The sequence below is a fragment of the Levilactobacillus sp. HBUAS70063 genome, from assembly GCF_038374745.1.
GTDB lineage: Bacteria > Bacillota > Bacilli > Lactobacillales > Lactobacillaceae > Levilactobacillus.
The window spans coordinates 202,430-214,502 of the sequence record NZ_JBANSM010000002.1; the positions used below are offsets into that span (position 1 = coordinate 202,430).

At 53.1% G+C, this 12,073-nt stretch carries 12 protein-coding genes; 10 read left to right on the top strand and 2 right to left on the bottom strand.

Annotation, left to right across the window (positions count from 1 at the left end; translation table 11 throughout):
• Positions 1–45 precede the first annotated feature (45 nt).
• The 8 genes from V8I28_RS03855 (at position 46) to V8I28_RS03890 (ending at position 8,218) form a co-directional block, all read left to right on the top strand.
• Positions 46–1,599 carry a TIGR03766 family XrtG-associated glycosyltransferase gene (locus V8I28_RS03855; protein WP_341778804.1) on the top strand — a complete coding sequence of 518 codons (1,554 nt, stop codon included), beginning with the start codon at positions 46–48 and terminating at the stop codon, positions 1,597–1,599.
• A 666-nt stretch (positions 1,600–2,265) separates the two neighbouring features.
• Positions 2,266–2,811 (top strand): hypothetical protein, encoded by a 546-nt coding sequence (locus V8I28_RS03860; RefSeq protein ID WP_341778805.1) that lies wholly within the window; start codon positions 2,266–2,268, stop codon positions 2,809–2,811.
• Positions 2,812–3,272: 461 nt separating this feature from the next.
• The gene (locus V8I28_RS03865) at positions 3,273–4,019 is read left to right on the top strand and encodes an acyl-phosphate glycerol 3-phosphate acyltransferase (RefSeq protein ID WP_341778806.1); all 747 of its coding nucleotides are present in this window, start codon (positions 3,273–3,275) and stop codon (positions 4,017–4,019) included.
• A 3-nt stretch (positions 4,020–4,022) separates the two neighbouring features.
• The gene (locus V8I28_RS03870) at positions 4,023–4,844 is read left to right on the top strand and encodes a glycosyltransferase family 8 protein (RefSeq protein ID WP_341778807.1); all 822 of its coding nucleotides are present in this window, start codon (positions 4,023–4,025) and stop codon (positions 4,842–4,844) included.
• 13 nt (positions 4,845–4,857) lie between these two features.
• Positions 4,858–5,805: a glycosyltransferase family 8 protein gene (locus tag V8I28_RS03875; RefSeq protein WP_341778808.1), complete on the top strand. Its 948-nt coding sequence runs from the start codon at positions 4,858–4,860 to the stop codon at positions 5,803–5,805.
• A 1-nt stretch (position 5,806) separates the two neighbouring features.
• On the top strand, positions 5,807–6,703 hold the full coding sequence (locus V8I28_RS03880; RefSeq protein WP_341778809.1) for a lysophospholipid acyltransferase family protein: 897 nt from the start codon (positions 5,807–5,809) through the stop codon (positions 6,701–6,703).
• 31 nt (positions 6,704–6,734) lie between these two features.
• Entirely contained in the window at positions 6,735–7,343 is a 609-nt protein-coding gene (locus V8I28_RS03885) for a TetR/AcrR family transcriptional regulator (protein ID WP_341778810.1), read from the top strand.
• Between the two features lie 314 nt (positions 7,344–7,657).
• Complete coding sequence (locus tag V8I28_RS03890; protein ID WP_341778811.1) at positions 7,658–8,218, top strand: hypothetical protein; 561 nt, start codon at positions 7,658–7,660, stop codon at positions 8,216–8,218.
• Positions 8,219–8,482: 264 nt separating this feature from the next.
• Here V8I28_RS03890 and V8I28_RS03895 read toward each other — a convergent pair whose 3' ends face one another.
• Together V8I28_RS03895 and V8I28_RS03900 are read right to left on the bottom strand one after the other, a co-directional pair.
• Complete coding sequence (locus V8I28_RS03895) at positions 8,483–9,151, bottom strand: alpha/beta fold hydrolase (protein ID WP_341778812.1); 669 nt, start codon at positions 9,149–9,151, stop codon at positions 8,483–8,485.
• Positions 9,148–9,606 carry a MarR family winged helix-turn-helix transcriptional regulator gene (locus V8I28_RS03900; protein ID WP_341778813.1) on the bottom strand — a complete coding sequence of 153 codons (459 nt, stop codon included), beginning with the start codon at positions 9,604–9,606 and terminating at the stop codon, positions 9,148–9,150. The genes V8I28_RS03895 and V8I28_RS03900 overlap by 4 nt, the downstream gene beginning before the upstream one ends.
• Positions 9,607–9,992: 386 nt before the next feature.
• Here V8I28_RS03900 and V8I28_RS03905 point away from each other — a divergent pair, with 386 nt between their 5' ends.
• Positions 9,993–10,631: a TetR/AcrR family transcriptional regulator gene (locus V8I28_RS03905; RefSeq protein ID WP_341778814.1), complete on the top strand. Its 639-nt coding sequence runs from the start codon at positions 9,993–9,995 to the stop codon at positions 10,629–10,631.
• Between the two features lie 154 nt (positions 10,632–10,785).
• Entirely contained in the window at positions 10,786–11,973 is a 1,188-nt protein-coding gene (locus V8I28_RS03910; RefSeq protein ID WP_341778815.1) for an MFS transporter, read from the top strand.
• The last annotated feature ends 100 nt before the right edge of the window (positions 11,974–12,073 follow it).

Genomic DNA, 12,073 nt, shown 5'->3' on the forward strand with positions numbered 1-12,073 from the left:
GCGTCACCGTCATTAGGGACGTGGGCGGTGGGTTAGGAGGAAACCATGGATCATCAGTTATTTAATTATGGTAACCGATTCATTCGCGGCCTATTTTACTTTTTCTTTGGCCTCACCACGTTTTTTGCCATCACCTCGGCCAATCTCATCTTGGGCGATAACGCCCAGACCGGTGCCGGAACCACCGTCGTGACAGCCATTGTCCTAATTTTGGCGATTGCCGCGGTCTTGGTCGGCTTTGCCTATCCCCAAGTGGCGCGCGTCTTTAAATGGGTGTTCGTCCGCCATCAAGGCGTGACGGCGACCGTGCTCTTACTGGCCACCGTAGTCTGGCAGATTGTTTTTGTACTGTGCGTTCACCCGGCCATTGGTTTTGATGTGGATGCCATTCACCAAGCCCTGCTGAACCCACGAGACACCAATACGATGTCTTATTTCAGCCAAAACGCCAACAACTTGCCGATTCTGTTGGCCCAGCACTGGCTAGCCCAGACGTTTCACACGACTTCTTGGTTATTCTTCGATTGGGTGACTCTGGCGTTGACGGATCTGTCGGCCCTGCTGAATATCCTCAGTGTGGCGGTGATCGACCGGCGCAAGGTGCCCACGGCGTTGTACGTTCACGCCGGCTGGTTGGCGCTATTTCCCATGATTATCGTGCCCTATACCGATGCCTGGGTCTTGCCCTTCGTGTCGGCCTACGTGTTCTGTTATTGCGTCATGAGCTATGGGCGCGGTCATTGGTTGCTTAAATTGCTGGCCGCCGTCGGGTTGGGCGCCAATGCAGTCGCGGCTTACTTCATGAAACCCTCTGCCATTGTGGCCTTGATCGCCATCGTGTTGGTCGAATTGCTCCAGGTGGTGCGCCGTGAATTCTGGCAGAAACTGACGTGGCGGCGTGGCCTGCTGATAGCATTGCTATTGCTTGTAAGTGGCAGTGTGGGCGGTGGCGCCTATGTCGCCGGCAACCGGGTATTGGAGACGCAGACCTATATCAAAATCAATACGGCTCGCGCCATCCCGGCGGTCCACTTCATGAGTATGGGAATTTCCGGTGACGGCGGCTACAACGCCAAGGACGCCTTGAAGATGGCGCAGTTACCCACGAAGAAGGCCCGTGCCGACTGGTCGAAGAAGATGTATATCAAGCGTCTCAAACGGCGGGGATTCTGGGGCTATCTGGCCTTTCTGGTCAAGAAACAGCGGAATAATAGTGCGGATGGTTCCTTTGCCTGGATTAAGGAAGGTCATTTCATCCTGCACGGAACCAAGCCCCGCGGGACGGGCTTTGCTCGCGGCCTGCGAGAGTTCGTTTACCTCTACGGCACGCGGCTGGGGGACTTTCGCTACCTCGCACAGGCCTGGTGGATTATCTGGTTAGTGATGATTTTCTTCGGTTGGAGTGATCAGCATAAATTCACGCAGGTGCTGCGGCTAACGATTATTGGGGGATTCATGTTTCTCTTGCTCTTTGAAGGTGGGCGTAGTCGGTATCTGATTCAATACTTGCCGGCCTTCCTGATTTTGGGAACGCTGTCGTTTCACCGTTCGCTCACACTTCTGCGCCACCTCTTTAGCTGGGTCAAGTTGCCAGATTAAGGTGACAGACTGGCAACTGGAGAGGGAGTCGCCTGCGACTGCCAGAAATTTCGCCTGCTGTGGGGAACGCCTTCAGCCAAGGGACGGGCTTCCGGATCGCTTGAAAGCCTCGCCAAAAGCACGAGTTTTTCAAGGCGTCCCCCCAGTAACCTGACTAAGAAACGTCAGCTAACGGGGTGCTCACAGCTGGCTCCACCCCTGGCGATCTCCGGCAGGATGGTGTTTATGTGGGGGTAAGTCGCTGGTTGCTGGTCAGCACTCTCGCAGCCTTGAGTGCGCCAAATATGGGCTCAGCCGTGGGAGTTCCCTAAGTGGCACGGTTCCCGCTTAGGGAACTGGCGTCTTTGAGACGTGGGCTGTCGGCTCAAAGCGAGGCCGAAACCGCTTCTCGGGTTCGGTTCGGTCAACCCCTATTTGGCGAACGGTAAGGCGGCCGCTTGCCACTGCGAAATTGTAAACGACTAATATTAACGCCATGAATTGTACGATGACCATAGTTTTAGTCAATCTCTATCTTTCAACCTTTAGAACACAAATTTGCCGGTAAATAATGGCCGCAATCGTGGCGGCCATTATTTATTTTTTTATACGGTCGTTACGGGGGTAACTGGTGTATACTATTGGCGTACCAACAATACAACAGATTCCTGGGGAGGAGTTTTTGTGATGAAAAAGCAAGTGTGGTTAGTGGCGGTACTTGCCGGTCTTCTTTGGGGTGGCGCACAAGTAGTGACCCCCACGACGGCGCAGGCCAAGGCGCAACGGACGGCGAAAGTCTATCCCAAGCGGTTGCGCGGGACCTGGTACCATTACGATGGCCAAGGTAAGTATGATCGAGTCAAGTTTACGAAGACCAAATGGCGGTCCGTGGGGTATGACAACCAGCAACGTTATGCCAGTACCTTGAAGCTTCATCAGCGGCGGGTCAGTGCCGATCCCGAACAGATTGCCCGGCATCCAAAATGGGTGGTCGGCTATAAGCTGCGGGCTCGGCATGCCAGCTGGATCGAACTGCGCGGCTGGAATCAGTCGGCCGGCGATGGAACCTACTACAAGGTGGCCAACAAGCACTACCACGGTCAAAAGATTCGGGTCATCAGTGAAGCAGGGGGCGCTGGCCTCTGGGTCACCCAGCACTACTACGCCTCCAAGAAAGTGGCGAAACAGTTAGGCAATCACCGATTCCACGGTGAAGTTTATTATGCCTCATAGGAATTAGAGAATGGTGGAGCGATCACGATGACGGTGATCGCTCCTTTTTTTATGACGGGGGTCAAAAGGTGACGGGAAACGAGCGCTGTCATGCTTGAATTAGGCGGGCCGGCTTAGGCAGTCGAGTCGCTGATAAGCCGGGAAGCGACTATCTCAATGGAAAGGTGTTTCTATTGAATCCGGGTTACCGAGTTGCTCGTGACGAAGGGCAACGATTCACGTCGCGACCATTCCGATTGAAAAGACCGAGAAAAAGCTAGCAACCCCTGAGTTCCGTGAAAGCGCGGCGCATCGACTGGACACGCCGAATTTAGAGTAATTATGGCAATCGCTAATCCTGTCGCGGGGATGGCGACTTTTTGTTTTCATGAAAAATAGGCTTGCATTCTAAAATGGATGTGCTATATTGAAGTTGGTAATTGAGCACTCACTTAATTTCTGTGAGCGAAGGAGGGATTGCCATGAGAACACGGGTTTATCACACTTTTCAGGATGATCTGGTCACGAGTCATCGGCAAGATCAGCAGTTGCCGGCCGACTACGATTGGCAGCCAGCGGGGAAGCGGTGGCAACGATGCTTGGTGCGAGCACTGGCGAATGGCCTGAGTTATCTTTATTGTCACTTCGGTCGCGCCATCACGTTTAAAAATGCCTGGCGCTTGAAGGCGGCTGGCCAGCACGGCTTCGTGGTGTACGGGAATCACACCCAACCAGCCGGAGACGTCTTGATCCCTTACTATCTGGGCAATCATCACACGTTCAATGTCCTTGCTAGTCCGGCTAATCTGGGGGTCCCCGTCCTGGGGCGGTTGACCGTCTTGGGTGGTGGCCTCCTCACGCCACAATCTTTTCATCAATTGGGCCGGTTCAATCGCACGGTGGTGGCAAAACTACGGGCCGGAGAGTGGATGATGATTTATCCGGAGGAACACGTCTGGCCGTATTATACCGGCATTCGGCCGTTTAATCCCGGGGCCTTTCATTTTCCGGTGGCCGCGCAGGTGCCCGCCTACTGCCTGACCGTGACTTATCGTAAGCGTCGATGGCGCCGACCGCGGCTGGTGGTTTATCTGGATGGCCCGTTCACACCAGATACCAGCCTACCATCCAAGCAGCAGCAACGCTTACTTCAGCAGCAGATTCACGCGCAGATGTCGCGGCGGGTTGCGACCAACAACGTTCAATACGTGACCTATGAGGAGGGATAAACGGTGAATATTCTATATTGTGGCGATGCGAATATGAAACCTGGCTTGTTAATCTCAATTCTATCGCTACGCAAGCAGGTCCATGAGCCGTTAAATATCTACATTCTAACGGCGTTCATGCAAAGTGATTCGCGACGATTTCAACCACTCACGGCGCAAACCGCGGCGGAATTAGCCGGACTCGTCAAGCAGACTAATCCGGCTAACCGGGTAACCCGAATCGATGTGACCGCTCTGGTGGCGGCCAATCCGCCAACGGCCAATCGCAACACCATCTTTACACCGTGCTGTATGCTACGGCTCTACGCCGACCAGGTGCCGGCGTTGCCAGATAAGCTATTGTACCTGGACACCGATGTCATTTGTCGCCTGAACTGTCAGCCGTTCTATCATCAGGATAGTCACGACTTGGAGCTAGTGGGGGTGTTGGACCACTACGGCCGCTGGTTCTTTCACCAGAGTTGGAAACACTTCGACTATCTGAATTCGGGGGTTCTCCTGTTAAATCTCAAGGAAATCCGGCGTACCGGCTTGTTTGCCCGGAGTCGGGAGCTGTGCCGAACCAAGGAAATGTTTATGCCCGATCAATCCGCCATTAACCGCTTGGTCAGACATAAACGGCTGGTGCCGCGGCGATACAATGAACAGCGGCGGTTGAAGGGCAATACGGTCTTTCAGCACTTTACGACCAGCTTCCGCCTGTTCCCATGGCTGCACACGCTGACCGTCAAGCCGTGGCAGGTCGATGCGGTGCACGACAAGCTGAAGTTACACGAATACGATGATTTATTAGCCGATTATCAACAATTAATTGTGACCCTGTAAGGAGGAGACCACGATGACCCAACCAATTCCTGTTTTCTTTTCAATCAATGATGCCTATGCCCCATTTCTTTCCGTTGCCATGACGTCCATTATTGCCCATGCCGATTCGCAGAAAAAATACGAGTTGATTGTCCTGTACGAGGATCTGAACGCGGAAAATCGTGAACGACTCGGCCAATTGGCCACCGACAACGTGACGATTCGGTTTGTGACCGTTAACGAAGACCTGATGAAGCAGCTGGCCGGCGAACACATGAAGCTCCGGGGAGACACGTTTACCCTGACCATCTACTACCGGCTCTTCATCGCCGCCATGTTCCCCCAATACGATAAGGCCATCTACCTCGACGCCGATGTCGTGGCGACCACGGACTTGGCTGAGCTCTTTCAGACCGATCTCGGGACGAATTTAGTTGGCGCCGTACAGGATACGTTTGCCGCGGATAATCCGCAGAGCATTCAGTACGTCGAACACCATCTCCAGTTGCCCATTGCTGACTACTTTAATTCCGGCGTGATGCTCCTGAACCTCAAGCAGATGCGCGCAGAACATTTCAACGAGACCTTTATCCGGCTACTCACGACCTACCACGTGGAATTCATCGCACCGGACCAGGATTATCTCAACGAGCTATGCCGCGACCGGGTGGTCCACCTCGACCGGGCGTGGAACGTGATGCCAACGAAACAGCCTCGCGTGGCGGCCCCGAAGATTTTACACTTCAGCCTCTTCGGCAAGCCGTGGCACTACGCGGATGCACAGAATGGTCAATATTTTTGGACGTATGCGGCCCAATCGCCTTATTTACCGGAGATTGAAGCGATCCGCGATACCTTTACGGTTGCCGACCGAGCCCAGGATCAAGCAGCCGAACAGGAACTTTTGGGTTCCCTCAGAGCCTTTTCACAGAAGACGAACGACGATGTTCAGCAGATTAGAAAAGAATTGGAGCTGATCTAACATGATTATTGGCGGGATGAAGGAAAAAGTTGTCGAGAACATGGAACACGATGTCCGGACTGGCCAGCTCAATGCCAAGGTCGAGGTCAATGACCCCACGTTTACGAAAGCCCAGCAGCAAGCGGTCCTCCAACGCTATTTGCGCCGCAACGGGACGCTCACGTATCGCGTCAATAATCACGTTTCTCGGCAGGTAGCGGGGCTGGCCACGCGTTACTTCAACCGGCGCACACGCTTTGAGGGACTGGAGAATCTTCGCGGTGTGACCGGTGGGGCGATTATTACCAGTAATCACTTTAACCCCCTCGACAATACGGTCGTGCGGCGGATGGTGCAGCGGACCACCAAGAAACGCCTGTACATCGTGAGTCGGGAAACGAATCTAGAGATGGGCGGGTTCATCGGCTATCTGATGAACTATTACGACACGATTCCGATTAGTGACGACAAGGAATACGCTGGCCGAGTCTTTCCGAAATTCATTCAACAGGCACTCGCTCAGCAACAGTACGTCTTGATTTATCCGGAACAGGAGATGTGGTTTAATTACCGCAAGCCCCGGCCGGTGAAGCGCGGCGCCTACTACTACGCGGCAAAATTCCAGGTGCCAATCATCTCGTGTTTCGTGGAAATCCGCGACCTGCCACGGATGGACAACGCCGAATTCGATCAAGTCCGCTACGTCATGCACGTGCTTAAGCCAATCTTTCCGGACCCCAATCAGTCCGCTCGGGACAATAGCCGCCGGATGATGGCCGTCGATTATCAACAGAAGAAGGCCGCTTACGAGCAGGCGTACGGCAAGCCCTTGACTTATCGGTTTGAGGACGGGGATGTCGCTGGCTGGCGGGGGGAGCGGATGCCCGTCCCCGTATCGCCGAAAAAACGGTATAATTAGAGGCAAACATCTTGAGTGGAGCGACGAAGTTATGACAAAGAAAAGTGACCAGCAACGCCAGAAGATTATGGCGGTCAGTCGGGAATTATTTACCCAAAAGGGCTACACGGAGACGTCCACGCGCGAGATTAATGAACGCGCGGGAATCGCGGAAGGCCTGCTATATTACTATTTTCCCAAAGGAAAGCGGCAGTTGTTAGATGCCATCGTGCGAGAAGGGGTCGATGACCGGGTCCGGATTGCGCGGAATATGACGACCAGCTGGACGCGTGCCACCATCGAGCAGGACGTCGTGAGCTTGTTTGAACAGATGTGGCACCTGCTGGGGGATGGCATCGGCTATCAGGAATTTATTATTACCATTCGCAACCGGGCCATGTTGTCGGACGACCAGTCGGCGTGGTTGGTCACTTCCTTTGAAAGCGTCCAGCAGATGGTTGCCGACCGGCTCTTTGCGGTAACGTCCGCCGAGATTACCCGAGAGCGGACGGACCAGCTCGCCATGGCCATCATGGCGACCTTTCAAAAGGTCATCTTTGATGAGCTACTGATTCGTAACCGCCAGGAGTTACCGGCCGGAACCCATGCCTTTATCAGCCGCCAGATCCATCTCTTAATGGAATTAATTTTAAAAGATTAAGCCAGTTAGTCACGAAGAGAGTGGGACAAGAGGCGATTAGCCGGCGAGCATTAAGGCTGCTAACCGAATAATCCCGGGTTTGGATTGTTTGGTTAGCAGTTTTAAGCGGAACCGGCTGCCTTTTGTCGCACGTTTCAGCTATGTAAAGGTGACACAAACAAGTTAGGGAGGTTTGTCCCAGGCATTTTATGATCGGTGCTGCACCGCTATTAGGGAATTTATAGAGCGTCCCTTACATTTCACACAATTAAACGTGGTACACTGAAACTGAAATTAACCAGTTTCCCTTGGCAATGTGGAAAGGATGTTTGTTGATGACCCAAAAGTTTGTAGCAGAGATTCAGCCGTTAAACGCCGCTAAGATTGGGACGAGTGCCCACGGGACGGCGACCTTTACCCTGACGGCTGAGACACTGGATATTCAGATTGAAATGTTTGATACCCCGGCCAATACCAATCACTGGGAGCACTTCCACGGGTTCCCTGACGGTCAGGATGCCGCGGTCGCCACGGCGGCGCAGGACGTGAATGGGGATGGCTTCGTTGACCTGCCAGAAACGGGACCGGTCTCGGGGACCACGATGGTGCCATTTGACGACGCCCCGCAGGACCTGAATATCCCGCATGATAATTACCCAACCGCGGACAGTCAGGGCCACTTTGCTTACGAGCAGCGCGTGCCCCTAGCGGCGTTGCAAGCGAAGTTTAAGGCCGCTTTTGGTACGGAAGACCTGGACCTGGCCAAACGAGTTGTGTACATTCACGGTGTACCTGACAGCTTGGACTTACCGGCCAGTGTCGGCGGTGCCGTGGCGGGGTACGATGCTCACACCACGTTGCCGATTGCGGCGGGAAAGATTAAGGCTGTGGATTAAATTGTCGCGAATAAGTGTAATTTAAAGTCAAAAGACAGACCCAGGCGATCGGAATCTTCCGGTCGCCTTGGGCTGTCTCTAGGGCACTTATTTATTGAAAAACTGAATAATCAATTGCGCAATCGTCTGGGCGTGGGTCTCCAAGGCGAAGTGACCGGTGTCTAGCAGATCGACCTCAACGTTGGCGTCATCGTGTTTGAAGGCTTCGGCACCGGCGGGAATGAAGGACGGATCGTTCTTGCCCCAAACGGCGAGAATCTTAGGCTAGTATTCGCGGAAGTATTGCTGGAATAACGGATAGGCCTTCACATTGTTTTGATAGTCAAAGATGAGGTCCAATTGCCGTTCGGCGTAATCCGGCGTGTGGGTGTAGGCAATGTCGAGGGTGTAGCCGTCCGGAGCCACGCGGTTCGGCTGGGTACCGGTGATGTACTGGCCCTTGATGGTTTCGGGAGCAAAGGCGCTACGATAGCTGTCGCGCTTGGCTTGGGTCGGGTGGTCCCAGAAGTCTTGCCGGGCGGCCCACTTACTGCCTAAGCCCGCTTGATAGGCGTTACCATTTTGACTGACGATGCCGCGAATCCAGTCGGGGTGGGCCTGGGCGATGTAGTAGCCAATTGGTGCGCCGTAATCGAAGACGTAGAGGTAGAAAGAAGTCAGATGCAATTCTTTCAGAAAGGCCGTCATGACCGTGCTGAGGTGCTGGAAACTGTAGATGAATTGGCTGTGGTCGGGCGCACTGGATTGGCCGAACCCGGGAAAATCTGGGGCAATCAGATGGAAGTGATCGGCGAGGGCCGGCATGAGGTCACGAAACATGTGGCTGGCGGAAGGGAAGCCGTGAAATAAAACCAGGGTCGGTTTGTCAGGATGACCGGCTTCCCTGTAGAAAATAGTAAGATCGTTAACGTTAAGGGTGTGATAGGTAATCATTGTAAATCCTCCCGAATTTTTTGATTGTTGGCGGTGAGTAGGGCCGTCATGGGGGCCTTATCGGCGCCCATGAGGCGATCGGTCGTAGCCGTGAGTTGGTCTAGGCACTGATTGGCCGTGACCAGAAAGGCGGCGCTGGTAGCTGTTAAGTCAATGCTGGTGGCCCGGCCTTGGGCTTGGAGCGTGACCAAGTCTTTTTGAGCGAGCGCCTTGGTTAAGCGCGAAATCGTTGAGCGCTCGTAGCCTAGCTTGGTGGAAAGGTCCTTGATGGTCTGGGGATGTTGGTCTTCCAAGGCCATCATAATGTAGCTGTAGGCGGGCTTCAACCCAGTGGGGGCGAATACCTTATCGGTTAACTGCGTCACGGACCGCATGTAACGCGCGGCGGTGAAGTAAGCACAGGTCTGGTAGAAATGATGCGTCATGGCGAAGCTTCCTTTTTCTATCGTGTACATACACAGTGCACCCGTTTGAAGTTATTTACAAGACCTTGTTGACAAATAATTAAGAACAATGAAAAGTCGATGCGATTATCAAAAAGAATGGATGCAACTACAGTCTGATATACGCCAACATCGATTCCACCAAGATGGCAACGGTTAAGCGGTCGTCCATCGTCTTGGGATAGATGTTGCGCTATGGGGTTCGCGCCATGATTCAGGCCATCTTGAACGTGGTCGGTTTGAAGCGATATTGGAAAGTTTAACGAAAATGCCAGGCGTTTGGCGGCTAGGTCGCGTATAATAAACGAGTACAGTCGATTGCCGCCAGCGAGGGTGACTCACCGCGGCCGGCAATCCGTATCCGTGAAAAAATAAATAACGAGGAAAGGGTGAGCGGTGTGGAACCCAATATTTTTGTCAATTACCGCGATTGGCTGGATCGACAGAAGATGCCGCGCGGTAGGAAGGCGGCGTTGGTGGCGGCCATGGAACTCTTTTCGGAGGATGGCTTTGACGGCACCTCAACGGTGGATATTGCCAAGGCGGCCGGCATTAGCCAGGCGACCATCTTTAAGTATTTTCATACCAAGCAGGACTTGATGTTCGCCATCGTTCGGCCGGTGATGGAGCACTTCTTTCCCGCGTATCGGGATGAGTTCTTCACCGGGATTGCCAAACAGGAGACCCTGCCCGCCATGGTCCACTTTATGGTAACAGACCGATATCACTTTGTGGCTGGCAATATCGAAGCCGTCAAGATCTTGGTGATGGAAATGATGACCAACGAGGAGTTACGGCAACTCTTTGGTAAACTAGTTTCATCGAATGACTTTGATTTCTTAGGCGAGTTGCTGAAGAACTTTCGGCGAACCGGCGAATTGCGCGAGGATATCGACGCGGCGGCGATTGTCCGAATCTTCGGTGGTCAACTGGCAATTTACCTGCTTCAGCGCAATTACGCACCGGTCTTGGTTCACGATGAAGCCCAAGACCTAGAGATCATCTCCGAACAGATTCTGCGGACCATCCAAAAATAAGCGAAAAGAAACGGTTAGTTGCTTGAGAGGACTAGCCGTTTTTTGTATTCTCGTGTAACCTAGAGAGTAACGGAACCGCGTTCGAGCGACAAGCGAACGGAGATTCTAAACTGAAAAATCGCCAATGGATTTGGCGAATGAAAGGAAGTCAACCATGTCGAGGTACCGTCTCCAAACGATTATTTTTGTTCTGACCGCATTTATGTTGGGGTGTAATGAGTTTATAGTGGTTGGGGTTATTTCGGATATCTCTCAGTCACTTCGCGTTTCGGTGGCCACGGTGGGTTATCTGGTCACCATCTTTGCCACGACCTTTGCCGTCAGTACGCCCTTTATCACGGTCTTAACCAATCGCTTCAGTCGATACAAGACGTTAATGGTGTTGATGTTGATCTTCTTAGCGGGGAATACGTTGAGCGGCTTTTCAACGAGCTATGGCATGCTCCTGGTGACGCGGATCATGACGGCATCGGTCGCCGGGGCCATCGAGTCATTTATTATTTCCTTTGCCAACGACATTGCGCCGCACGATAAACGGGCGGTGCTGATTGCCTGGATTTCCGCGGGCTTTAGCATTGCGTCCGTCATTGGGGTGCCGATCGGGGTGGCCATCAGTACCGCGGATAGTTGGCGGACGGCCTTTCACGTGATTTCAGGAATTACGTTAATCACCTATGTTCTACTGGCGTGGCTGTTGCCGCGGCATCTGCCGCAAGTCAAGGGTGGCGTGAAGGATCAGTTAGTCTTTCTGACGGATAAACGCGTTTATCTCGGGATTGCGGTCAACCTCTTCATGGCGGCCACGATGTACGCGTACTACACCTATATTCGCCCTCTCATCACGACCAGCATGGGCTTTAGCCTGACGAGTCTGAACTGGCTTCTCTTTATCCTGGGAATCATGAGTATTATCAGCAATCGACTATCGGGTGCCCTCGCGGAACGGCAGGGACTTCGGCAGTTGCCGTGGTTCTACGTGGTAGATATCGTCTTACTCCTGCTGTTACCTGTGGCCTTAAACAGCCAGGTGCTGGGCTTTAGCGTGCTATTGGTTTTGACGCTGATCGTCACGATTGCCGGGGCGCCCGTTCAGATTCATTTCCTGGATGTGGCCGCCGAGAGCTATCCGCAGGCGACCATGTTGGCCTCCTCGGTTAGTCCCATTTCCTTTAACATTGGGATTTCGGTGGGGTCGGCCACCGCGTCGTTAATGTTGGGGCAGGTTGGTTTGCAAAATGTCAGTTTCGGTGCGGCCGCCTACGCCCTCATTTCGCTAGTGCTGGTGGTCGTCTTGAACCGGGTTATCGCCGCGCATCAACGGGTGACGGCCTTAGAAAAATAAGTTTAAACTTGGGGACGTTTTCATGAGACGTTGAACTGCTTATTTCGCAGAAGATAGTGTATTCTGGGTGATAGTGAGTTAAATCTTGAGAGTTAGAGGA

Excerpts from the sequence above, each read along its gene's own strand:
- V8I28_RS03855 (WP_341778804.1), top strand. The coding sequence starts at position 46 with ATGGATCATCAGTTATTTAATTATGGTAACCGATTCATTCGCGGCCTA.
- V8I28_RS03860 (WP_341778805.1), top strand. The coding sequence starts at position 2,266 with ATGAAAAAGCAAGTGTGGTTAGTGGCGGTACTTGCCGGTCTTCTTTGG.
- V8I28_RS03865 (WP_341778806.1), top strand. The coding sequence starts at position 3,273 with ATGAGAACACGGGTTTATCACACTTTTCAGGATGATCTGGTCACGAGT.
- V8I28_RS03875 (WP_341778808.1), top strand. The coding sequence starts at position 4,858 with ATGACCCAACCAATTCCTGTTTTCTTTTCAATCAATGATGCCTATGCC.
- V8I28_RS03880 (WP_341778809.1), top strand. The coding sequence starts at position 5,807 with ATGATTATTGGCGGGATGAAGGAAAAAGTTGTCGAGAACATGGAACAC.
- V8I28_RS03885 (WP_341778810.1), top strand. The coding sequence starts at position 6,735 with ATGACAAAGAAAAGTGACCAGCAACGCCAGAAGATTATGGCGGTCAGT.
- V8I28_RS03890 (WP_341778811.1), top strand. The coding sequence starts at position 7,658 with ATGACCCAAAAGTTTGTAGCAGAGATTCAGCCGTTAAACGCCGCTAAG.
- V8I28_RS03895 (WP_341778812.1), bottom strand. The coding sequence starts at position 9,151 with ATGATTACCTATCACACCCTTAACGTTAACGATCTTACTATTTTCTAC.
- V8I28_RS03900 (WP_341778813.1), bottom strand. The coding sequence starts at position 9,606 with ATGTACACGATAGAAAAAGGAAGCTTCGCCATGACGCATCATTTCTAC.
- V8I28_RS03910 (WP_341778815.1), top strand. The coding sequence starts at position 10,786 with ATGTCGAGGTACCGTCTCCAAACGATTATTTTTGTTCTGACCGCATTT.